The sequence below is a fragment of the Mycobacterium sp. E342 genome, assembly GCF_001667665.1.
In the GTDB taxonomy this organism is placed as follows: Bacteria; Actinomycetota; Actinomycetes; order Mycobacteriales; family Mycobacteriaceae; genus Mycobacterium.
The window spans coordinates 1-20,993 of the sequence record NZ_LZJM01000279.1 but is presented as its reverse complement, the minus strand read 5'-3'; the positions used below and the strand labels follow the sequence as shown (position 1 = coordinate 20,993).

The 20,993-nt window shown below is 65.0% G+C and carries 22 protein-coding genes and 1 pseudogene; 12 read left to right on the top strand and 11 right to left on the bottom strand.

Going from position 1 to position 20,993, the window contains the following annotated elements; genetic code table 11:
* Positions 1-9: 9 nt before the first annotated feature.
* Positions 10-1,086, bottom strand: coding sequence for a phosphotransferase family protein (locus A5692_RS22115; RefSeq protein ID WP_082962990.1), 1,077 nt, complete (start codon positions 1,084-1,086; stop codon positions 10-12).
* 69 nt (positions 1,087-1,155) lie between these two features.
* Here A5692_RS22115 and A5692_RS22110 point away from each other — a divergent pair, with 69 nt between their 5' ends.
* Positions 1,156-2,241, top strand: coding sequence for a TIGR03857 family LLM class F420-dependent oxidoreductase (locus tag A5692_RS22110; RefSeq protein WP_068059865.1), 1,086 nt, complete (start codon positions 1,156-1,158; stop codon positions 2,239-2,241).
* Here A5692_RS22110 and A5692_RS22105 read toward each other — a convergent pair.
* Both A5692_RS22105 and A5692_RS22100 read right to left on the bottom strand, forming a co-directional pair.
* Complete coding sequence (locus tag A5692_RS22105; protein ID WP_067926418.1) at positions 2,238-3,260, bottom strand: acyl-CoA dehydrogenase family protein; 1,023 nt, start codon at positions 3,258-3,260, stop codon at positions 2,238-2,240. The two genes, A5692_RS22110 and A5692_RS22105, sit on opposite strands and share 4 nt — an antisense overlap.
* A 27-nt stretch (positions 3,261-3,287) precedes the next feature.
* A complete protein-coding gene (locus tag A5692_RS22100) occupies positions 3,288-4,463 on the bottom strand; it encodes an acyl-CoA dehydrogenase family protein (RefSeq protein ID WP_067926415.1) in 1,176 nt (391 codons plus the stop codon).
* A 166-nt stretch (positions 4,464-4,629) separates the two neighbouring features.
* On the opposite strand from A5692_RS22100, the gene A5692_RS22095 reads away from it, so the two are divergent.
* Positions 4,630-5,484 (top strand): 3-carboxyethylcatechol 2,3-dioxygenase, encoded by an 855-nt coding sequence (locus A5692_RS22095; protein WP_067926411.1) that lies wholly within the window; start codon positions 4,630-4,632, stop codon positions 5,482-5,484.
* On the opposite strand, the gene A5692_RS22090 is transcribed toward A5692_RS22095, so the two are convergent.
* The 3 genes from A5692_RS22090 to A5692_RS22080 are packed head-to-tail and all read right to left on the bottom strand — an operon-like array spanning position 5,481 to position 7,733.
* The gene (locus A5692_RS22090; protein ID WP_067926408.1) at positions 5,481-6,818 is read right to left on the bottom strand and encodes a TetR/AcrR family transcriptional regulator; all 1,338 of its coding nucleotides are present in this window, start codon (positions 6,816-6,818) and stop codon (positions 5,481-5,483) included. The genes A5692_RS22095 and A5692_RS22090 overlap by 4 nt on opposite strands.
* A 49-nt stretch (positions 6,819-6,867) precedes the next feature.
* Entirely contained in the window at positions 6,868-7,290 is a 423-nt protein-coding gene (locus A5692_RS22085) for a MaoC/PaaZ C-terminal domain-containing protein (RefSeq protein WP_067926405.1), read from the bottom strand.
* On the bottom strand, positions 7,287-7,733 hold the full coding sequence (locus A5692_RS22080) for a MaoC family dehydratase N-terminal domain-containing protein (protein WP_082962988.1): 447 nt from the start codon (positions 7,731-7,733) through the stop codon (positions 7,287-7,289). The genes A5692_RS22085 and A5692_RS22080 overlap by 4 nt, the downstream gene beginning before the upstream one ends.
* Before the next feature lie 160 nt (positions 7,734-7,893).
* On the opposite strand from A5692_RS22080, the gene A5692_RS22075 reads away from it, so the two are divergent.
* The 4 genes from A5692_RS22075 to A5692_RS22060 are packed head-to-tail and all read left to right on the top strand — an operon-like array spanning position 7,894 to position 11,177.
* The gene (locus A5692_RS22075) at positions 7,894-9,024 is read left to right on the top strand and encodes an NDMA-dependent alcohol dehydrogenase (RefSeq protein ID WP_067926402.1); all 1,131 of its coding nucleotides are present in this window, start codon (positions 7,894-7,896) and stop codon (positions 9,022-9,024) included.
* Complete coding sequence (locus A5692_RS22070) at positions 9,024-9,818, top strand: enoyl-CoA hydratase/isomerase family protein (protein ID WP_067926399.1); 795 nt, start codon at positions 9,024-9,026, stop codon at positions 9,816-9,818. Before A5692_RS22075 ends, A5692_RS22070 begins: the two co-directional genes overlap by 1 nt.
* A gap of 4 nt (positions 9,819-9,822) precedes the next feature.
* Positions 9,823-10,257: a Zn-ribbon domain-containing OB-fold protein gene (locus A5692_RS22065; RefSeq protein WP_067926396.1), complete on the top strand. Its 435-nt coding sequence runs from the start codon at positions 9,823-9,825 to the stop codon at positions 10,255-10,257.
* Positions 10,254-11,177, top strand: coding sequence for an SDR family NAD(P)-dependent oxidoreductase (locus A5692_RS22060; RefSeq protein WP_067926393.1), 924 nt, complete (start codon positions 10,254-10,256; stop codon positions 11,175-11,177). Before A5692_RS22065 ends, A5692_RS22060 begins: the two co-directional genes overlap by 4 nt.
* A 172-nt stretch (positions 11,178-11,349) precedes the next feature.
* Here A5692_RS22060 and A5692_RS22055 read toward each other — a convergent pair whose 3' ends face one another.
* From A5692_RS22055 to A5692_RS22035, 5 genes are read right to left on the bottom strand one after another with little or no spacing between them, the layout of a single operon-like run.
* Positions 11,350-12,837 carry a class I adenylate-forming enzyme family protein gene (locus A5692_RS22055; RefSeq protein ID WP_067926390.1) on the bottom strand — a complete coding sequence of 496 codons (1,488 nt, stop codon included), beginning with the start codon at positions 12,835-12,837 and terminating at the stop codon, positions 11,350-11,352.
* Between the two features lie 4 nt (positions 12,838-12,841).
* On the bottom strand, positions 12,842-13,993 hold the full coding sequence (locus A5692_RS22050; RefSeq protein ID WP_067926482.1) for an acetyl-CoA acetyltransferase: 1,152 nt from the start codon (positions 13,991-13,993) through the stop codon (positions 12,842-12,844).
* Positions 13,990-14,790, bottom strand: a complete 801-nt coding sequence (locus A5692_RS22045; RefSeq protein ID WP_067926387.1) for an aldolase/citrate lyase family protein — start codon at positions 14,788-14,790, stop codon at positions 13,990-13,992. Before A5692_RS22045 ends, A5692_RS22050 begins: the two co-directional genes overlap by 4 nt.
* A gap of 2 nt (positions 14,791-14,792) precedes the next feature.
* On the bottom strand, positions 14,793-15,608 hold the full coding sequence (gene hpaH, locus A5692_RS22040) for a 2-oxo-hept-4-ene-1,7-dioate hydratase (protein ID WP_067926385.1): 816 nt from the start codon (positions 15,606-15,608) through the stop codon (positions 14,793-14,795).
* A complete protein-coding gene (locus A5692_RS22035; protein WP_231984412.1) occupies positions 15,605-16,456 on the bottom strand; it encodes an alpha/beta fold hydrolase in 852 nt (283 codons plus the stop codon). The genes hpaH and A5692_RS22035 overlap by 4 nt, the downstream gene beginning before the upstream one ends.
* Before the next feature lie 258 nt (positions 16,457-16,714).
* Between A5692_RS22035 and A5692_RS22030 the strand changes: the two genes are divergently transcribed.
* The 6 genes and pseudogenes from A5692_RS22030 to A5692_RS22005 all read left to right on the top strand — a co-directional run.
* Complete coding sequence (locus A5692_RS22030) at positions 16,715-16,993, top strand: hypothetical protein (protein ID WP_067926379.1); 279 nt, start codon at positions 16,715-16,717, stop codon at positions 16,991-16,993.
* Positions 16,993-18,144, top strand: a complete 1,152-nt coding sequence (locus tag A5692_RS22025) for a thiolase family protein (protein WP_068059863.1) — start codon at positions 16,993-16,995, stop codon at positions 18,142-18,144. The genes A5692_RS22030 and A5692_RS22025 overlap by 1 nt, the downstream gene beginning before the upstream one ends.
* Positions 18,141-18,614 carry an OB-fold domain-containing protein gene (locus A5692_RS22020; protein ID WP_231984407.1) on the top strand — a complete coding sequence of 158 codons (474 nt, stop codon included), beginning with the start codon at positions 18,141-18,143 and terminating at the stop codon, positions 18,612-18,614. Before A5692_RS22025 ends, A5692_RS22020 begins: the two co-directional genes overlap by 4 nt.
* A complete protein-coding gene (locus A5692_RS22015) occupies positions 18,611-19,912 on the top strand; it encodes a Rieske 2Fe-2S domain-containing protein (protein WP_197509365.1) in 1,302 nt (433 codons plus the stop codon). The genes A5692_RS22020 and A5692_RS22015 overlap by 4 nt, the downstream gene beginning before the upstream one ends.
* A 53-nt stretch (positions 19,913-19,965) precedes the next feature.
* Positions 19,966-20,442 carry an aromatic-ring-hydroxylating dioxygenase subunit beta gene (locus A5692_RS22010; protein WP_067926473.1) on the top strand — a complete coding sequence of 159 codons (477 nt, stop codon included), beginning with the start codon at positions 19,966-19,968 and terminating at the stop codon, positions 20,440-20,442.
* An 11-nt stretch (positions 20,443-20,453) separates the two neighbouring features.
* Positions 20,454-20,789 (top strand): annotated as a pseudogene (locus A5692_RS22005) (AMP-binding protein); the annotation flags it as partial.
* Between the last annotated feature and the right edge of the window lie 204 nt (positions 20,790-20,993).

The window sequence follows — 20,993 nt, the reverse complement described above, 5'->3', positions numbered from 1 at the left end:
CGATCGCACTTAGGCATTCGCGACGTCGAGCCCGCGACTCAGCATGCCGGTCGAGCGTTCGGCGAACTGCCCCGCCTGTCGCTCGTCGACTCCGGCATTCCGCAACAACGTCGCCAGCCGACTGTTGATCAACGAGAATACAAGAGCGGCAAGCACTTCGAAGTAGTTTATGTTCTTGACCGCGCGGCCCCGGAAAGACTCGTAGCGCTCTAGCATCTCGTCACGAGACGGGATACCCGGCAGTCTCGTCAGCCCGCTGGCCTCACAGATGTACTCCTCGAACATTAACCACCACCCGACGTCGATGCCGGCGGGGCCGATGGTAGCGGCCTCCCAGTCAAGCATTGCGGCCACGGACAGATCCGCTCCGAAGATCATGTTGCCGATGCGTGCATCGCCCCACACCACCACCGGCGCGACATCACCGGGTAGGGCGCGTTGCACATAACGCAACGCTTCTGCGATGCAGGACCGGTTGATCTGCAGATCAGCGTCCGCCCACCTCGCCCATGCCGTCACATGTTCGACGTAGGCCTGCAAGGGGCTGCCGGTCGATGACATGGGCGAAAGCACAGGTGCAACCCGCCGCTGATCTAGCTGATGCAGCTCGGCCAGCTTTGCAACCGCATTGTCGTAGAGGCGCGCACGCTCGGCGGCTGATAATTCAGCCACCCAGCCACGCTTGTGATAGCTCGGCACATCGGTCGGTATCCGGCCATCGATTCGATTCATCAGGTAGAACGCGGCACCGAACCACTGCGACTCGGACTCGGTGAAGCGGATTTGCGGCAACGGAAGTCGGCAAGCGCGAGCCAGCGCCTCCGTGACCGCGGCCTGATGCAGCGCGTCGCTGGTCGGGAAGAGCTGATGGTGGGTCGGCTCAATGCGCAGCACCAGACTGTCATCGTGTTCGTTCGACGCGGCATCCGACCACCGCACGCGACACATGAAGGTCTCGTTGGAAAACCCGCTCTTCGACGGCGTCACTTCCACATCGTGGACGACGCGCGCACCCGCCCTGGCAACGAACCAGCGGTGCAGCGTGCGACCGGTGGCATCGATGTCGCGCTGCGTGGCAATGGTCACAGACGTCGCCTTCCCGGACCGACCGACACCGATGCCTGATCAATGGCGATAATAGAGTATAAGGAAACGATGGGAACCCTCGAACCTCATGGTTCGCCGCATGATCGGTTCGGCGCATACCTCCTGCCGGGACGCGTACTGGATCCGCGCGTTGCAATCGGGCAGGCGCGCGCGGCAGAGCAAACGGGACTGTCGACCGCGTGGATCAGTGAACGGTTGGGCAACAAGGACATCGGGCCGCTCGCCGCTGCCGTCGCGCAGGCGACTACCACCATCAAGGTTGCCTCCGGCGTGACCAACATCGGGTTGCGTCATCCGCTTCAGGTGGCCTCGACAGCCATGACGCTGCAGGGCTTGGCCAGTGGCCGCTTCGTCCTGGGATTGGGCCGCCTGAATCCGGCGGCGGCCAAGGCTTACGGTCTACCCCCCGTCACGAACGCGGTCGTCACCGACACCGCAGACCTGCTGCGTCGGCTGTGTCGGGGCGAGAAGGTGTCCTATTCGGGCCCCGCGGGGACCTTTCCCAAGCTCCGCCTCACGGACTTGCCCAACGTCGCTCCACCGCCGCTGGTGTTCGGAGCGATCGGGCCCAAGAGCCTCGAATTGGCGGGCACGCACTTCGACGGGGTGCTGTTACACCCCATGCTGACGGTGGATGCGGTGGCCCGCTCGGCCGCCGCCGTGCGTGACGCCGCGGACCGCAGCGGGCGCGACCCGAGCGAGGTGCGGGTGTATGCCTGTGTGCTGGTGGCGCCCGAACTGCCCGAGCGCGAAGAGATTGCCACTATCGCCGCTCGCGCCGTGACCTATTTCCAGATCGCCGGCTACGGCGAGAGCTTGACCGCCGCCAACCATTGGGATCCGTCCCCTTTGACACAACTGCGCGCACACCCGTTCTTTGGCGGTAGCACAGCGATAGCCGACTACCGGTTCACCCGATACGACCTCGCCGACGTCGCCAAGCAGTGCATTCCCAGCGCATGGATCGAGTCGGCGGCGGTGGTGGGCTCGGCTCGGCACTGCGCCGAACGACTCGTCGAATACCTCGCCGCGGGGGCGGATGAACTCGTGCTGCACGGCGCGACCCCAGAGCTGCTCGGACCGCTGATGGCTCATGCCGCCGAGTGCACCGGGTCGTCCGGTCCGGCGATTTAGGGTTGCGGCAACGCAAGTATCGAGCCGAGTTGAGCTGCGCCCGAACCGAATATCTGATTAAGGACGTGCGCCCGCTCAAGATAGAGGTGGATGTCGTGCTCGTAGGTGAACCCCATACCACCGTGCAGGTGGATCGCGCTCGCGGCGTTCTCGATCGCGGCGCGGCCCGCGATGAACTTGGCCGCCCTGGTCTGTAGTTCGGCGTTGGGGTGCTTTCCCGACACGGTGACCGCAGCGAAGAGGGTCTGCTGCAGCGCCGCGTCCGCCGCCACTGCCATGTCGGCGCACCTGTGCTTGACAGCCTGATTGACCCCGATCGGCCGGTCGAACTGAATTCGCGTCTTGGCGTGCTCGGCGGTGATCGCCAACGCGCGCTCAGCGATTCCAGCCAGCTGCGCCGCCGTCAGCACCCGCGCGAGATGCAGTGCAGGATGCGAGTCCGAAGCGGCCCAGTACGACACTGGCACCTCGGCGGCGTGCGCGCGGGCGATGCGGCTACCGGGATCGATGCACGGCACTGAAACCACCTCAGTAAGGTCTGCGATCCTGACCAGGCCGATACCGGACTCGCTGTAGACCACGGCGATTTCGGCATCGACCGCATCCACGAGCTGAACAGTCCCGGTCAGTCGCGAGGCGTCCACGGCGGCGCCCACAGCGTTGACCACACCGGCCCGGGCCGAGCCGTCAACGAACCGGGCGCCCAGCTCGACGTCCCCGCCGTGGCAGGCGAGCTCGGCAGCGACCACGCATGCAACGAAGGGACCTGGCAGCAATGACTTTCCCACCTCGCGGAACACGAACGCGTGATCCTCAAGGCGTTGCGCTTGGCCACCGATGTGTTCGGGCGCGCTCAAACCAAGGAAACCGAGTTCGGCCCCCGCGTGCCAGACCTTCGGTTCGACCGCCGACGGGGCGTCAGCCCGTTCCCGCAGACCGCTTAGCGCGCCGTGCTCAGCGCAGAACTCTGCGGCCGCTGCGGCCAATTCAAGCTGTTCTTGTGACGGCGACATGTCCATTTGTCGATCAGTCCTTCGCGCTCGCCCTCACCGGGGCAGACCCAGCACACGTTCACCGATGATGTTGCGCTGGATCTCCGATGTACCGCCGGATATCGGCACCGAATAGGAATAGAGGTAGTGACCCGACCAGCCCATCGGTCGTCCCCAACGCGAATTAAATTGCAGCCCTTGGGTTCCGAGGATATCCATGGCCAGCTTGGCGACCGACACGGCGATCTGGCTGTAGAACAACTTCAGCATCGATCCCCCCGGACCGGGGGTGCCGGTGCGGGCGTTCGCGCTCACACTGGCATAGGTCATCGCGCGCATTGCGGCGACCTCGGCTCGTGCAGTCGCCAGCCTGCGTGCGATCTCGTCATCGGCGATGGCCGGCCGCCGGTTGTCCGGCCCGGTGGTCTCATGCGCCAGCATGATGAGACTCTCCACGGTGTTCGACAGCCTGACTTGGCTTGCGGTGAAAGCTGTTCCGCGTTCGAACGCAAGAGTCGACATGGCGACGGCCCAACCGTTGTCGATCTCGCCAACGACGTTGGCGACCGGAATCCGCACGTCGTCGTAGAACACCTCACAAAACTCGGCACCGTGGTCGATGGTCCTGATCGGACGGATATCGATTCCAGGCGAGTGCATGTCGCAGATCACCCACGTGATGCCGTGATGCTTCTTGCCGTCCGAGGTGGTTCGCACGAGCAATTCCTGATAGTCGGCGACGTTGGCGAAGCTGGTCCAGATCTTTTGTCCGTTGACGACCAGCTGGTCACCGTCGACGACTGCCCGCGTCCGCAGCGATGCCAAATCGGAGCCCGCCGACGGCTCGGAGAACCCTTGGCACCAGATGGCCTCGCCACGAAGGATCCTCGGGAGGTGGAAACTGCGTTGTTCGGGCGTCGCCTTCGTCATCAAAGTCGGACCGGCGTGACTGAGGCCGACAAAGCATGCATCGATAGGCGGAAGTCCGGCCCGCGCGTACTCCTCGTACCAGATGAGCTGCTCGACTAGCGACAGGCCGCGCCCACCGTATTCGACCGGCCATGAGATCCCGGCCCAACCACCACCCCACTGGGTGCGCTGCCACCCGAGGTCGTACTCACGGATCAGGTCGGGCACATCGGGCCGCTGCTCGGTGGGCGCATTCTCGTCCAACCAGGTACGCACCTCGTCGCGGAACTCGATGTGCCCCGCTGAGAACGTCAGATCCATTGCCTCACCATCGTCGTCCAGCTGCCCATCAGCGGTCGATTATCGCAATCATGATACTCATGATGATTAAGCACGGGCCCGGCAGCCCCCGCAAGTGTAAGGTAACGGGTTAATGAGCATCCTCAATAGCACTCTAGACCGCGGTTGCGTTCCGACGGGCTGTCGCATGGCTGACCGCCTCGTCGTGTGTGCCAGCCACAGCCCCGGCAAGGACCGCGACACCGAACGTCGCGAAGGGACGGAGTTTCGTGCAGCGCTCGCCGATGCGGCGCAACGGTGTCAGGGGTTCGATCCCGACGTCGTGGTGGTATTCGGCGGCGACCACCGCCGCGCCTTCAATCACGTCGTGCCGACGTTCGCCGTGGCGCTCTCCGCGACGATCATCGCCGAGGGACCGCACCCCGGTGGAACGCTCGACGTCGCCACCGACGTCGGCCTCGCTGCTTGTGAGTTCCTGCTCGGCGCGAATTTCGACGTGGCGGTTTGCCGCGACATCGCACTGGACCACGCCTTCGCGCAACCGTTACGAGACCTCTTAGGCGACGTCGCCGCCAAGCCCGTCATTCCGATACCCATCAACTGTGCGACCGCCCCGCTGCCCACCGCCGCGCGAGTGCTGGATTTCGGTGTGGCGGTGGCCGAGTTCCTTGACCGGCAGCACCTGCGTGCGTTGGTGATCGGTACCGGAGGGCTATCGCACTCGCCTCCCAGCCTCGATGTCGATGCATATCAGCTCACCGATGATGAGCGTCGCCGGCTTATCAGCGAAGGCATGCCCGCCGCACGCGAAAAGATCCGTCCCGACTGGGACGAGGAAGTGCTCGCCGCATTCGCGCGATGGGATCCCGAAGCGCTCACCCACTTGGTCGATACAGCGCGTATACGTGGCGGATCGGGCGCCAACGAGGTGCGGACCTGGCTGGCCGCAGCCGCAGCGGGCGGCGGCCAGCCGCTGCGCACACTTGTCTATCAGCCAGTGCCGGAATGGATTACCGGCATGGCCGTGGCGGTCTCGGCTTAGCCTGACTCACCGAAGAATCCGCGCCGCACACAACTGGTCGTCAACCTCACAAGCTCCTCACCCGAAACAGGATGCAGGATTTCCTTGGCCTTGTTGAGCACGCTGGTGGATGACGCCCGCAAAATCAGCGCCGACACCACCGGATCGAAGGGGTAATGCTGCGGGGCTCGTGCCAGCATCGTCGCAGCAGCGGAGTCGAAGTGGGCCTCGCTGGCGCGTCCGATAGCGGCGATCAGCGGGCTATCTGTGACACCGCCGTTCCACGCCTCGATGGAACCGAAATGACATTCGTAGAAATCGTAGGAGCGCATCAGCCAATCAAATAAACCTTCGGGGTCGGTAACCGGATCGAGCGCATCGGCCGCGCCCGCAATCGCGGCGAGCTGATCACGCATATCGGCACTGATAGCGACGAGCATGTCCAACTTGTCGGCGAAGTATTTATAGAACGTTCCCCGAGCGACTTGCGCCGTATCGATGATGTCCTCCACCGATGTCCGGCGATACCCGTAGGCGTTAAACCGCGTGGTCCCGGCGCGAACCAGCCCCTCGACCGTTTGCGCCGACCGTTTGCTCAGTTTCGCGATCCGGTCTTCGACGGACAGGCCGGTCAGGTCGGGCAGCGCAGGCTGCGCGAACGCAATCGTCCCGCGCTGTTCAGTGCGACCAGGCGGGTCGAGACCGCTCAACACCTCGGGCCGCGTTGCCGGGTAGAGCATCGACTGCAGGAATACCGAAAGTGTGTCGACGACATCTTGCGTGCTGCGCCCGTACGCGCGGCCGGTGTGAACGAACAGGTTGACGTCGTGGACGAGCCCGGTGATCATCATTGCCGCGGCCTCGGGATCGAGGCCCTCCATCTCGGACGCCTTCAACCTTGCGGCGATGAGGCGGTTGTAGCCACGGATCGACCGCGTGATCTGGTCGCGCGCGGTCTGATCCATCGACGCGACGGCGGACCATTGGATGAACATCGTCGAGTACTTCTCGAAGACCCAGCTCCACTCCCCCAACCACCAGTGCAGATTGTCGAAACCAGTCGCATCGGCGCCAAGCGGGCCGATTCGGCGCGACACCCGGTACAACGCCTCGCGGCATTCCTCGAGTAACTCCAGGAAAATGTCGTCCTTACCCCGGAAGTATTGGTAGAGGGTGGCGCGCGACACGCCTGCCGCCCTGGCCAGAGCATCGACAGAGGTGTCGACATAGCCGATGCGTCCGAACAGCTCGAGGGAAACCTCGGCGATGCGTCTGCGGGTCGTGGCACCGCGACTGCCGATGCGCGGACTGGTCGGGCCGTAACTCGATCGACGAACGACCTCGGCCCCGGACATGGTCGTTCAGTCTAGGCGGAAGCGCCCACTGGTGCGGGGCGTCGATTCGTCACGGCGCCTGCAGGTAGTCCGCCGAACCCGATACCGCTACGGTGCCATCGGGCCGGATCACGCTTATCTCGACTGTCACCCGATTGCGGTCATGGTCGATGGCGGTGACGCGACCGGTGCAAGTAAGCGTGTCACCCGGCCACACCTGTCCCCTGAATCGCACACCGTAGCGTTGCAGTTGCCATGGCCCTAGCCAATCCGTCACGAAGGTGGCGAGCAGCGCGGCGGTGAACATGCCCTGCCCGAATGCCGACGGATATCCCGCCGACCGCGCCAGATCGTCGTCGTAGTGCATCGGGTTGAAGTCACCCGAAGCACCGGCGTAGCGCACGAACATCTCCTTGGAGAGCGGGCCGAACTGCCGCGGCGGGGCCTCGTCACCCAGCGCGAGCGTCGCCAGTACCGGCGAGTCTGGTATCACGCGCCGGCCTCGCGTTCGATGTAGGTTGCCTTGGCTTCCGCCACCAGCGTGCCGTCAGATCGACGGAATTCGGTGAGGACAACCGCGAAACGCATGGCTCCGCCGCGTTTTCCGGGCTTCTCGAACCGGTCGGCCACCCGTTCGCACACTGTCAGCACATCACCCGCGCGCGGCAGCGCGCCATGAAAGGTGTACTCCTGCTCACCGTGCAGCAGCCGCTTGCGGTTGAAGCCGACGGCCACCCGGCTACCCGCGGGCGCCCAGCGCGCCGCCGAGATGAGGAATGTCGGCGTTATCACTGCATCGGGCCCGCGGTACGCGGGGTGGTCTGATTGCATCGCGGTCGCGAACTCGTTCAGCTTGCCCCGCTCCACGACCATCTCCCACGCCTGGCTCACCGTGCCGACAGGAGCCGGTTCTGCGACGTTGGCAGCGTTGACCATAGTAGTCAATACTGTCAGAAATAGGTTTGATGTCAAGCCAGTATCAGCAGTACACGTAGTTGTAATAGCAATACAGTGATGCCAGAATTGGCCCGACCAATCAGGTAAGTCGTCATCGTCGGCCCGTCCGGCAGCCGCGCAGCCCCAGGAGGGACCCAGGGTGCACACACACGCCGCCGTTCTGAGCGAACGCGGGAAGCCATGGATCGTCGAAACGATCGAATTGGATCCGCCCAAGGCGCCCGAGGTGCTCGTCGAGATGCACGCCTCGGGAATCTGCCACTCGGACGAGCATCTGGTCACCGGAGACATGCCGCTGCGGCTGCCGTGCATCGGAGGTCACGAGGGCGCCGGTGTCGTGCGCGAGGTCGGCGAACACGTGACGTGGCTGCAACCGGGCGATCATGTGGTCTTCAGCTTCGTCCCCTCTTGCGGCCGCTGCCACTCATGTTCGACGGGTCATCAAAGCCTGTGCGACCTGGGAGCCCGGATGTATCTGGGCACCCAGCTGCACGACAACACCTCCCGCCATCACCTCGGCGATGTCGACCTCGCCCTAGCGTGCAGTGTCGGGTCGTTCGCGCACCACACCGTGGTGAACGAGGCTAGCTGCGTCAAGGTCGATCCCCATGTCTCACTGACTAGGGCATGTCTGCTGGGGTGCGGCTTCGTCACGGGGTGGGGTTCGGCGGTGTACGCGGCCGACGTCCGCCCGGGCGATACCGTGGCGGTCGCCGGCTTCGGGGGCATTGGCGCGGCCGCCGTTCAAGGCGCTAAGCTCGCCGGGGCCCGCGCCATCGTCGTAATCGACCCGTCCGAGACCAAGTGCTGCACCGCAGTGACGATGGGCGCCACCCATACCAGCCTCAATTGGGATGACGCGACATCGGTTGTGGCAGCGGCGACGTGGGACCGTGGAGTCGACCGATTCATCTGCGCGATGGGCGTTGGTGACGGCGAGTTGGTAGGCAAGGCGCTGTCGATGACCGCCAAACGAGGACGCGTGGTGATCACCAACATTCACCCGATGCTTGACCGGTCGATCACGGCCAACTTCATGGATCTGACGCTGACCGAAAAGCAGCTCGTCGGAACGCTTTACGGCTCGGGCAACCCGCGAGCGGACATACCCAAGATCCTCGAACTCGCCTCGCAGGGGCAGGTCGATCTGGATGCGATGGTTACACGGGAATACCCGCTCGATGGGGTGAACGAGGCGTTCGACGACCTTCGGTCGGGCGCTAACGTGCGTGGCGTGCTTGTGTTTCCGGCCGGCAGGGAGGATCGGTGATGAGCGGAATTCTGAGTGATTCCTCCGACGGCGTCCTGACGATCACCCTCAACCGGCCGAAAGCGGCCAACGCGCTCCGCCCAGAGGATCGCGATCAACTGATCGCGCTGCTGCACAACGCCGATGCAGACGAGCTCATCCGGGTCGTCGTGGTGCGGGCCGTCGGCAAGCACTTCTGCGCTGGCGCCGATGTCGCCGCTCTCGCCAAACGACGCGACGAATCGCCCAAACGGGTGCTCGATCCGATGCGCAGGATCATGACAGGAGCCCAGCGATTGGTCGCCAGCGTACTGGACTGCCAGAAGCCGGTCATCGCGGCGGTGCAGGGCGCGGCGACCGGCCTCGGCGCTCACCTCGTGTACGCCTCAGATCTGGTCATCGCCACAGAGCAAGCATATTTCGCCGAGGCGTTCGTCAAACGCGGCCTCGTTGTTGACGGCGGCGGGTGTTATCTGCTTCCCCGCCGTATCGGGATGCAGAAGGCCAAGGAATTGGCGTTCTTCGGCGAGCAGCTTTCAGCATTTGGGGCACTTGCGCTCGGCCTGGTGAACCGCGTCGTTCCGGAGTCCCAATTGGATGCTGCGATCGAAGATTTCGCGCGGCGCTGCGCAACTGGCCCAACAAGTGCCATCGCTTTGACCAAGCGCCTACTCAACGACTCCCTGGACTGCGACCGTTCAGCCGCCTTCGTCACCGAGGCGATGGCACAGGAGATTCAATCGCACTCGCACGATTCCACCGAGGGCGTGCGTGCCTTCGTCGAGCGGCGTCCGACGCAGTTCACGGGGTGGTGACCCGATGGCGCGCAACGACATTCCGATGATCGACAGCACGAGCCGACCGTATTGGGAGGGTGCGCGCCGCGGTGAGCTCCTCATCGCCCGCTGCCGGGCCTGCTCGTCGGTGCATCACTACCCGCGGCCACTGTGCCCGCGCTGCTGGAGTCCCGACGTGGCCCCGACACCCGCAAGTGGTAAGGGCACGATCTACACCTATTCGACGATCCACGTCAACGACATGCCGCCGTTTCGCGACTGGGTGCCCTACGTCGCGGCCATCGTCGAACTCGCGGAGGGGCCCCGCGTGATGACCCTGATCGAAGGCTTCGACCCCGGCACCCTGTCGGTCGGCATGGCGGTGATTGCGGGCTTTCGGCCCGTCGACGGCGCCGACGACGAATCTCCATACCTGACGATCTTCATTCCCGACACCACTGATGAGGAGAACGAATGAGCCGCCTGCTGGATGGACTGGTCGCGCTCGTCACCGGGGCTGGCCACGGCATAGGCCGCGGCCACGCGCTGGAGCTTGCCAAGCATGGGGCCACGGTAATTGTGAACGATCTGGGGACCACCCTCGACGGGACGGGTTCCGGCAAGATCGCCGACGAGGTTGTCGACATCATCAAGAACCGCGGCGGAGCTGCGTTCGCCGATTTCACCGATGTCGGTGACGAGAACGCGGTTGACCAGTCGGTGAGCCGGGTGTATGAGCGCTACGGTCGACTGGACATCGTGGTGAACAACGCCGGAATCGTTCGGGACAAAGCGATTTGGAATATGTCATCGGAGGACTTCGACCTGGTGATGCGCGTACATGTACGCGGGAGTTGGCTGCTGAGCCGGGCGGTGGCACGCCGCTGGCGGGCCGAGTCCAAGGAGACCGGGGGCCCGGTGTACGGCCGTATCATCAACACCACTTCGGGCGCCGGTCTGCACGGCAACTTCGGACAGACCAACTATAGCGCGGCGAAGTCGGCCATCGTCGGGCTGACCCAGACGCTGAGCGTGGAACTGGCTTCGATCGGCGCCACCGCCAACGTGATCAGCCCCGGTGGACGGACGCGGATGTCGGCGTCCATGCCGGGTGCGGCACCGGCCATCGAGCCCGATGAACGCGGTGAGGACGAATTCGACCCCAAGGATCCCTCCCTGGCATCACCCGTGGTGGCATGGCTGGCCAGCCCACAGGCCGGGCACGTCAGCGGGCAGGTGGTCCGAGCGATGGGCGAGAACCTGCAGCTGCTCAAGGGGTGGCATCCGGTCGCGGCGGCCTCCAACGGCGGAACGCGTTGGGACGCAGATAAACTGGGCTCCATCTTCGCTACCGAAATCTTCGGCACGCGCAATACCGGCCTGCGGCTGGGCGGGTGACCCACACCCCGAGTGCGCAAATTCCGCCAGAACACCGCTCCGTCACCACTGCGATGGCCGTGGTGTGATCACGACCAAAGGCAGCTCCCGGCCCAATTTCGCCGCACTGTCCCGATACCCGTGCAAGTGCGGGTGGCTACGTCCGATCCGGTCGAACAGCACTTCCCGTTCTTCACCTTCGCTGACCCGGGCCACCGCGGGCACCCGACGCCGCCTCGAGCCGCCGCCGCAGTGCGGCGCGATCAGGTTTGAACATCGCCGTCAGCGGCAGTTCGTCGACGATGACGAGTTCGTCGGGAGCCTTGTAGTCGGCGAGTCGGTCCGACACCCAACCGCGAACATCGAAAAGCGAAGGCGGTTCTCCCGCCGGCACGACGAAGGCCACACCGATCTCGCCGATAACAGGGGCCGGCCGCGACACCACCGCGACGCGCGCGACGCCAGGATGCCTGGCCAACACCCGTTCGACCTCCAACGGGTGCACGTTGAATCCGCCGCGAATGTACATATCGCCGCTCCTGCCCAGCAGGCGCAGACAGCCGTCCTCTCCGATCTCGCCGACATCCCCGGTCCGCAACCATCCGTCCCGTACGGTCTCGGCCGTCAAGTCAGGTTGGCGCCAATATCCACGCATCACGCACGGACCGCTGACCTCCACCAATCCGTCGTTGATCCGGACCGCCATCCCCGGGGCCGGTCGGCCCACCGTCGTGCACAGCAGATCGGGCGGATCGTCGGGATCGGTGCCGCTGATCGTCGGGCATTCCGTCATCGCGTACCGCACCACGAGCGGAACGCCAATCCGCTCGCCGACCCGCCGGACGAGCTCGGGTGAAGCCGGAGCACTGGCAACCACGCCAATTCGCAAATGGCTCAGCGACTCTCGGCTGACATCGCTATCTAAAAGCTTCTCCCACTGGGTGGGCACCGCGCCGGCGACCGTGATCCGCTCCTCGGTCAGCCGAGCCACCATCGACTGCACCGACCACGGCGTATCCGGGATGACCAGAGTCGAACCCCACACGAGCTGATCCCATAACTTGAACATGTAGCCCGCGTGCGAAAACGGCGTCGAGGTGAGCCGCCGGTCGAAGGGCTCGCTCATCACCCCCGATGCGAGGGCCCCGGCCGCGAGATTGTCAGCGTCAAAGATCGCACCCTTAGGCTGCCCAGTCGTTCCGCTCGAGAAAATAAGTGCCACAGGATCACTGCGCGTTGTCGGAGCCGGCGGGACCACCGCGCCGACACCAGACGCCAGTTCGGCACGGCGCAACGTTGGGCAGCCGGCGAGCTCGGCTTTTGCCGTAGCCTCGTCGACCACCACCAACGCCGGGTCCGCCCGCGCGAGGATCCCGATGACTTCGTAGGGGCCCAGCCGCGGATTGACACCGGTGGTGATCGCGCCGAGCAGCGCGGCGGCGCCGTAGCACACCGCGTAGTCGATACCCGACGGCAACAACAACGCGACGACCTCACCGGCACCCACCCCGCGCCTGCGCATCTGCGCTGCCACCGTCTGGGACCGCCGGTACCACTCGGCGAAGCCGATCCGGTCGCCGCGGTCGACGTAGGCGATCCGGTCGCCATATGCTTGCGCGGCGGCCGCGAATAATTCAGCGGTACCGGCGAATTCGTCGGGGTTCAGGGGTGGGACGGCCATCAGGCTAGGGTGCTCCACGACCAAGGATCATCGTGCCGCTGGAGCAAAACCAGCCGCCGGTCGCGCTCACGCAGGCCAGCGTCGCGTCCGGAACTTGGCGCGGACCACAGTCTCCACGTAACTGCCGGGCCGCCTCCACCAGGAGGAAAAGCCCGCGTTGGCCCGGGTGACACGCCGACAATCCGCCGCCGTCGGGGTTCGTCGGCAAGGCGCCACCAAGCCGCAACGCACCGGACTCGACGAACGGACCGCCATCGCCCTTCGCGCAGAACCCGAGATCCTCCAGCGTGAGCAGTGCCATGTAGGTGAAGGCGTCGTAGATCGTGGCCACGTCAATCTCGTCCGGACGCACGCCGGCGCGTTGAAACGCCAGCGGGCCGCTGACAGCGGCGGGTCCCACAGTCAGGTCATCCCATTGCGAGGTCAGCATGTGCGACGTCGTCTCCGCCGAGCCCAGTATCCACACCGGATCGCGCGGCAGGTCCCTGGCCCGGTCCGCACCGACCAAGACCACCGCCGCCGCGCCGTCACTGCGGATGCAGCAGTGCAGTTTGGTGAACGGATCGGCAATCATCGGACCGCCCAACACGTCGTCGATCGTGATCGGATCCCGGTAGAAAGCCTCCGGATTGAGCGCGGCGTTCGTCCGCGCGGACACCGCGACCTCCGCAAGTTGCTCGATGGTGGTGCCGTACTGGTGCATATGCCGGCGAGCGGCCATGGCGTACTTCGAGATCAGCGTGTGCCCATACGGCGCCTCCCACTGCATCGGGCCGCGGGCGCCCCACGCGATTCCGGCCCCACGCAACCCGCGTCGCAGATCCGAACGGGCAGTTGACCCGTAGGTGAGCAGCACGACGTCGACGTGACCGGCGGCGATCGCATCGGCTGCATGCGATGCCATCACCTCCCAGGCCGCACCGCCCACCGACGTCGAATCCAGCCATGTCGGTCGCAGCCCCAAATAATCGGCCACCTCGACGGGAGCCAACATTCCCTGCCCAGTGGAGGCCAGCCCGTCAATGTCAGCGGCAGTTAGCCCCGCATCGTCCAGCGCGCGCCGACTCGCTTGCGCGATCAAGTCATAGGGGCTGCGGTCACCGACGGTACCCAGTTCCGACAGTGCCACCCCGGCAATGGCAACAGCGCGGCTCACCGCCACACCTCCGCAGAGCCAGTGGGCGCCTCACGCACCTCTTCGTAAGTATCGACAAGCCGCTCCGCACCGCGCGCCAACAACGTGACGTCGGCGCCCACAAGCAGAAAGCTCGCCCCCCCGGCAAGATATCGGCGGGCAAGAACTTCGTTAAATGCGTTGACACCTGCAGGTTTTCCGGCCGCCGCGATGATCACGAGGGCACGTTCCACGGCGGCCACCACCTCGGGATGCTCGGGGTCGCCCAGGTGGCCCAGTGCCGCCGCCAGATCGGCCGGGCCGATGAACACGGCATCCACACCTTCGACGGCAACGATCTGCGGAAGCGCAGCAAGGCCACGGTCGGACTCGACCTGGACCGTCACCGAGACATCGCGATCAGCCGTGCGCAGGTAATCTGTCCGGCGATTCCACCGCGACGCCCGCGCCAACGCACTGCCTACTCCTCGAATGCCCACCGGCGGATAACGAGTCGCAGCCACCGCGGCCAAAGCCTGTTCCGCGGAATCGATCATCGGCAACATCAGATTGCACGCTCCGATGTCCAGCAGCTGTTTGATCACGACCGGATCAGCAACGGGCGGCCGAACCACCACCTCGGTATCCGGATACCCAGCGGCGGCCTGCAATTGAGCGAGCGTACTGCGCAAATCGTTGGGGGCGTGTTCCTGATCGAGCAACACCCAGTCCACCCCCGAGCCCACGCAGATCTCGGTGACATACGGGCTGCCCGACGCCACCCACATGCCGATCTGTCGGGTCCCGCTACGCATGCGCTGCGTCCACTGACTGTTCATCGTCACAGCTCCGCGAACGTGATCGACACCGTTCCCAGCTCCCCGAAGTCGGCGACAAATTCGTCGCCAGGGTCGGCAAAAATGGCCGCGGTGAACGACCCTGATAGCACGACATCACCCCCAGACAGCGAGATTCCATATCCGGCAATGCGATTGGCCAACCACGCGACCGCGTGAGCCGGGTTGTCCAGCACCGCCGCCGATACCCCGGACTCTTCGATGACACCGTTGCGCAACAGCAGCGCCGGCACCCAGCGCAAGTCCAGCTCCGCAGGACACGCCGCCTGAGAACCCAGGACCAATCCCGCATTGGCGGCGTTATCGGCTATCGTATCGACGATCGTGCGCCGGTGCCCGGTGTCGCGGTCGGTCATATCCACCCGGGCGTCAAGGATCTCCATAGCCGGCACGACGTGGTCGGTGGCCGCCACTACGTCAGCCGCCGTAACGTCGGGACCACGCAGTGCGTGCCCCAGCACGAAGGCCAGTTCGACCTCGATTCGTGGGCGGATAAATCTGCCCAGCGGTACCCGCCCGCCGTCGGCGAAGAACATATCATCAAAGAGCGCGCCGAAGTCGGGCTCGTCAATCGACACCGCCCGCTGCATAGTCTTAGAGGTCAGACCTACCTTGCGGCCCTTAATGACTCGACCATCAGCAACCTTCAGTCCAACCAGTGCCCGCTGCACCGCGTAGGCGTCCTCAACCGTCATCTCGGGATACCTCAGCGACAGCTGAGAAATCGTGCGGCGTTCGCGCTCAGCACGGTGCAATTCCGCAGCGAGGACATCGATATCGGCGGGCGACGGCCGAGTCATCGGCCGGCGAGGAACGCGACAGCCGCGGCGTTGAACATGTCCGGGTCCTCAAAGTGTGGCCAATGACGTACCTCGGGCATCTCCAAAATCCTGGCATCGGGGATCAGTGCCGCGATCGAAGTAGCGGTTTCCTGATACACGCCGTGGTCGCGCCCCGAGGCAACCACCGTGACCGGCGAGCTGATCGATCGCCAATCCGCCTCCGCAATCAGATTACGGTCTCGTGCATCCGGATCCTGCAGGATCAGCAGATGATCGATGCTGGCCCGGGTGTCCTCACGTTGGTAGATCGCCTGCCGCAGCCCGATGAGATCAGGCAGCCGGTTGCGCTCATCGGCAATCAGATGCGCGAATACCGCGTGCAGCGACTCCCACGTGGGCTCGTTGACCGCCTTGGTCCGCTCGGCGCGGATACGGGCCATATTGGTCGCCGACGCCTCCTTACCGGCCGGCGACATCAGGATCAGCCGGTCGGCCCGCTCCGGATAGCGAACCGCGATGGCCGCGGCCACCCACGCCCCGAGCGACATCGCCACCAGGTGCGCCCGCTCGATGCCGAGCGCGTCCATCACCGCAAGCACATGTTCGACGTAGACGGGGATCTCGTAGTCGAAATCCGGCTTCTCGGTGAACCCGTTACCGACCATGTCCAGCGCGATGCAATGAAAGTGCACAGACAGCTCGCCAAGATTGGGCGCGAAGGTTTCCCAGTGACCACCGGTGCCGTGCAGGAGGACCACGTGCGGCATCGCCGGATCGCCGGCTTCGGCCACCCGCGTGCGCACCACCTGCCCGTTGACAGGCACCGTCAGATAGCGCTGGGAAAACGACAATTGCTTGAGGTACATCCAGATGCTGCGGTAGGCCTCTTCGGACGCGGCGGGTCCAACCGTGGCGGGTTGTGTCACTGGGACGGGCTCCCTCATCTATACATTTCTGACATTATTGTCACTACTCAATCACCAAACATTGGTACCGATAGTCTGCATGTCCAAGCCGGTGAAGCGCAATGACGCCCTCCCACACGCCCAGCGTTGATTCTGACAGTGCTATGCGGTAATACTGGGGTGACCCCTGATCCAGACGAGTCGAAAGAAGCGGTATCGATGAGCGGCGACAAGGATGCGCAGGCAGACGTCCCGCATCCAGCGCCCGGTCGCCGCAAACCACTAGCCGACGTGGTCAATGAGTTCGCCGGGGTGCGCCTGTGGCTGGATTCGAACGGCAACGGTGACCGGCTGGCGATCGAAGATCTCGACAGCGGGGATCTGGTGTTCTTATGCCCTTTGGAGTTGGCCAGCATGACGCGGTCCACCGAAAGCGATCGCGAGCGGTGGCTGCACGTGGGCACCTACCGCGCAGAACGCAAGTACAGCGCGGGCTAATGGGCACCGACGTCGACATTGCGGGTCTGGGCATGACGCCGATGTCCTTGCGACCCGGCGCGACTCCCGCGCGCCTGGCATGCGACGCGATCGTCGCAGCGCTGCGCGACGCGAGCATCAGCCATGCCGATGTGGACGGCCTTCTGGTGGCCTCCTCCCAGGGCGTGCGACCCGAGCGGGTGGGGGTCGGGCTGGCTGCCACCGCGGGACTTGTCGACCTGCGATTGCTCGAGCACCTCGAGATCAAGGGCGCCACCACCCTGGCCATGCTGCAGCGAGCCCACTACGCGATCACCTCCGGTGAGGCGCACACCGTCGTCTGCGTATTCGCCGACGCCCCGATCGTTGCAGGACGCGGTTCCGGTTCGACCTACGCCCACAGCGGCGGCCACAGCGGCACCCGAGGCCTGGAGCGGGCGTCGGGACTGCTTGGCTCGGTACCGACCTATGCGCTGCTGGCCCAGCGCTGGTTCCACGTCATGGGTGGGTCTGCGATGGATTTGTGCACGGTCGCCGTCACGGCACGCCGCTGGGCAGCCGGCAATCCCGATGCCGTGGATCGCAGTCCGCTGGATGCTGACAGTTACCACGCCGCCCCGATGATCGCCGAGCCGCTCCGCCGCCCGGATTGCGCCCGCCCAGTCAACGGTGCCGTCGCCGTGGTAGTGACTGGTGACACGGCCTTGGGCCACAATAGGATTCGACTGCGCGGATTCGGCCGGTCGCACCCCGTGCGGCGCAGGCGCGCTGGGGCGGAGTCATGGTTCGGCGGTGGACGGAGCGCCGTGAACACCGCATTGGCGCAGGCCGGCATGGCCAGGTCGGACATCGACGTCGTCGAACTCTACGACCCGTTCTCGATCGTGACACTCATCCTGCTCGCCGAATACGGGTTGACCAACGACGCGCCCGTCGGCGCATTCGTCCAGGAAGGCCGCATCGGGCCGGGCGGCGATCGGCCTGTCAACACCGGCGGAGGCCAGCTGGCCGGTTTCTACCTCCAGGGCATGACACCGCTCGCCGAAGCCATCCTGCAGCTGCGCGGACTGGGCGGTGCTCGCCAGGTTTCGGATGCGTCCACCGCACTGGTCAGCGGGCTTGGCGGGCGAATGGACCACCACGCGGTGGTAGTCCTGGAGCGTGCTGCGTGAGTATTCCGGACACCTCCGTGGACCCGACAGCCGCGCACTGCGCAGCCGACTGGTTACTCGCAGAATCAGTGGCGCCCCAAGTGCAGGGCGATCCCCTCCAGCCGTTGTACGACTTCGCCGCGCACGGGGTGCTGGCAATGCCTTTTTGTGCGCATTGCGATTTGGCGCTTGAGCTCGAGCAACAGCGGTGCGACGGCTGCGGCGCACTCGAAGTGCTGTGGCGCGAAGTCGAAGCGGTCGGCAAGGTCCACGCCGCCACCATGATGCATCGGCACGAACGCGGGCTAGTCGTTGCCGAGCGCCCGTATCCGATCGTCGACGTCGAACTCGCCAGCGGTCACCGCATCGTGGTCACGACCGCGACGCCCTGCCCCGCTGCCCCCCCGATCGGAACCAAGGTCTTCCTGAGCTTCAGACGCCTTGGAGCGACCACCATCCCGGCCATCGAGTACAGCAAAGGATCGTCGTGACGACAGTCGAGAAATCAAAGCAGCCCACACCCACGCCCCATGACGACATCGCCGACGTCGTGCGACCAGACCGAGTGCACGGATCGGTCTACACCTCGCCGGCCATCTTCCAGCGCGAAATGGACACCATCTTCCGCATGGGATGGGTTTACGTCGCCCACGACAGTGAAGTGAGCGAACCCGGTGACTACCTCACGCGAATGATTGGCACCGACCCAGTGATCGTCGTGCGCGGCCGCGACGGCGTGGTCCGAGTACTGCTCAATCGCTGCAGCCACAGAGCCAACCGGTTATGCAACGCAGACAAGGGGAATGCCAACGCGTTTCGCTGCCCCTACCACGGCTGGACTTTCAAGAACACCGGCGAGCTCAGCGGCGTCCCCATGCGCGAGGCCTACGGCGATGCTTTCGAACAGGTACGCGGCGAGCTCGGCCTGGCCCTCACCCCCCGGGTGGACAGCTACGGCGGATTCATCTTCGCGTCGTTGAGCGCGGACGGACCGACGCTGGCCGAGCACCTCGGCAACGCCACGCACGCCATCGACAGGTTGCTGAACCTGTCCCCCACCCGCCGCATCGATCTGCGGGCCAACTGGATGAAGCATCTCCACCACGCCAACTGGAAGATGGTGGTGGAAAACAACGTTGATGGCTACCACGCCCTGTTCACCCACGCATCGGTGTACGACGCGATTCGCCCCGCCAAGGTGTCGCACGTACCGACCAAAGTCGACGTCGTCGTCCGCGACATGGGCAACGGGCATTCGGAGATCGACTATTCCGACGAATACCGCAAACTGGACGAGGAATTCGTCTGGTACGGGCGCATCCCCCGGGCCAAGCTGGCTGGCTATGTCGATGCCCTCGAGCGCGCCTACGGACCCGACCAGACCCACGACGCCCTCGTGGTGGGACCCCCGCACACGCTAATTTGGCCCAACCTCTTTCTCGCCGAGATGAACGTCATGTTCGTCGAACCGCAGGCCGTCAACCGCACCGTGGCCTACACCACCGCAGTGCTTATTCCGGGCCATGACAACCTCAACCAGCGCACCATGCGCCGCGCCGAGGGCGCCATGGGCCCGGCCGGGTTCCTGATCGCCGACGACGGCGAGATCGGGATGCGCAACCAGGCCGGGCTGGCCGCGACGACGCCGGAGTGGCTGGTGCTGTCCCGAGGGGTGACCACCGACGTCGTCGACGAGACGGGAACGGTCAACTCGGACAAGAGCGCAGAGACGCCGCAGCGGGGCTTCTACGCTCGCTGGGCGCAGGTCGTCAGCGGAGCAGCCTCGTGAGCACGAAAGCCGACACCGCTACCGGCGATCGCTCCGCCGCGATCGCGGCCGCGATGCGCCCCGTACCCGATTCCGACATCCTGTCGTTTCTCTACCTCGAGTCAAGACTGGCCGACGAAGGCCGGTACTCGGATTGGGAGTCGCTGTGGGCCGACGACGCCGAATACCGAGTACCGATGAATCCCGACGACGATCCGCGCACATCGTTGGCCTACATCAACGACAACCGGCGGCGCATCAAAAGCCGCGTCGCGCAATTGAACACCGGAAACCGGCACTCGCAGGTCCCACCGTCACACCTGCGCCGGCTGCTGTCGAACTCCGAGGTCGTCGGCTCGAGCGCTGACACCATAACCGTGGAGTCGAACTTCGCCTTGTTCGAATACCGTGTGCGACAGCGTGTCTGGGCGGGCCGGGTGGTGCATACCGTCAGGCGCGCGGACGCCGATGGCGAGCTGTGGCTGGTCCGAAAGATCGTCCACCTCATCGACGCGAGCGGGCCCGTCGACACGCTGGCTTTCCTGATCTAGGGGAAACGTTGCTGCTCATCCACGACATCGCCGCCAACAACGCCCGCCGCTACCCCAACAAGATCGCCTTAATCGATGGTGACCGGCGGCATTCCTGGTCGCAGCTGGACGACCGTGCCCGCCGACTGGCTAACGTCCTGCTCGATCGGGGTCTTCAGGCCGGCGACCGCGTCGTCGTCATCGCCCGGAACTGCATCGAATGGCCAGAGATCTCCTTCGGTCTGTCGTATGCGGGGCTCGTCGCCATCCCCGTCAACATCCGGCTCGCCCCTGACGAGGTCGTGCACATCGTGGATGACTCGGGTGCCCGCGCCGCCATCGTGCACGGCGACCAATTCGACAGGTTCGCCGTCCCGCTGGTGTAGAGGATGACGGCCATATCGTCGGGCGACGTCGCGCATGGCGGTGCGGCAGGGGACGCGTTGGCCAGGCGGCGCTCGTAGTCGTTGCCAATCATGAACGGGTCCAAGGTATCCAGCGGGACGGCGAACCTGTCGAATTGGTCGCCGTGCACGATGGCGGCGCGGGCACCCGAGTCATCCACGATGTGC

What these genes read in the sequence shown, in the direction of transcription:
- hpaH (WP_067926385.1), bottom strand. Translation starts at nt 15,608, where the DNA reads ATGACTCGGCCGTCGCCCGCCGATATCGATGTCCTCGCTGCGGAATTG.
- A5692_RS22095 (WP_067926411.1), top strand. Translation starts at nt 4,630, where the DNA reads ATGGCTGACCGCCTCGTCGTGTGTGCCAGCCACAGCCCCGGCAAGGAC.
- A5692_RS22110 (WP_068059865.1), top strand. Translation starts at nt 1,156, where the DNA reads ATGGGAACCCTCGAACCTCATGGTTCGCCGCATGATCGGTTCGGCGCA.
- A5692_RS22035 (WP_231984412.1), bottom strand. Translation starts at nt 16,456, where the DNA reads ATGTACCTCAAGCAATTGTCGTTTTCCCAGCGCTATCTGACGGTGCCT.
- A5692_RS22100 (WP_067926415.1), bottom strand. Translation starts at nt 4,463, where the DNA reads ATGGATCTGACGTTCTCAGCGGGGCACATCGAGTTCCGCGACGAGGTG.
- A5692_RS22065 (WP_067926396.1), top strand. Translation starts at nt 9,823, where the DNA reads ATGGCGCGCAACGACATTCCGATGATCGACAGCACGAGCCGACCGTAT.
- A5692_RS22030 (WP_067926379.1), top strand. Translation starts at nt 16,715, where the DNA reads ATGAGCGGCGACAAGGATGCGCAGGCAGACGTCCCGCATCCAGCGCCC.
- A5692_RS22055 (WP_067926390.1), bottom strand. Translation starts at nt 12,837, where the DNA reads ATGGCCGTCCCACCCCTGAACCCCGACGAATTCGCCGGTACCGCTGAA.
- A5692_RS22025 (WP_068059863.1), top strand. Translation starts at nt 16,993, where the DNA reads ATGGGCACCGACGTCGACATTGCGGGTCTGGGCATGACGCCGATGTCC.
- A5692_RS22010 (WP_067926473.1), top strand. Translation starts at nt 19,966, where the DNA reads ATGCGCCCCGTACCCGATTCCGACATCCTGTCGTTTCTCTACCTCGAG.
- A5692_RS22080 (WP_082962988.1), bottom strand. Translation starts at nt 7,733, where the DNA reads ATGGTCAACGCTGCCAACGTCGCAGAACCGGCTCCTGTCGGCACGGTG.
- A5692_RS22070 (WP_067926399.1), top strand. Translation starts at nt 9,024, where the DNA reads ATGAGCGGAATTCTGAGTGATTCCTCCGACGGCGTCCTGACGATCACC.
- A5692_RS22105 (WP_067926418.1), bottom strand. Translation starts at nt 3,260, where the DNA reads ATGGACATGTCGCCGTCACAAGAACAGCTTGAATTGGCCGCAGCGGCC.
- A5692_RS22060 (WP_067926393.1), top strand. Translation starts at nt 10,254, where the DNA reads ATGAGCCGCCTGCTGGATGGACTGGTCGCGCTCGTCACCGGGGCTGGC.
- A5692_RS22090 (WP_067926408.1), bottom strand. Translation starts at nt 6,818, where the DNA reads ATGTCCGGGGCCGAGGTCGTTCGTCGATCGAGTTACGGCCCGACCAGT.
- A5692_RS22045 (WP_067926387.1), bottom strand. Translation starts at nt 14,790, where the DNA reads ATGAACAGTCAGTGGACGCAGCGCATGCGTAGCGGGACCCGACAGATC.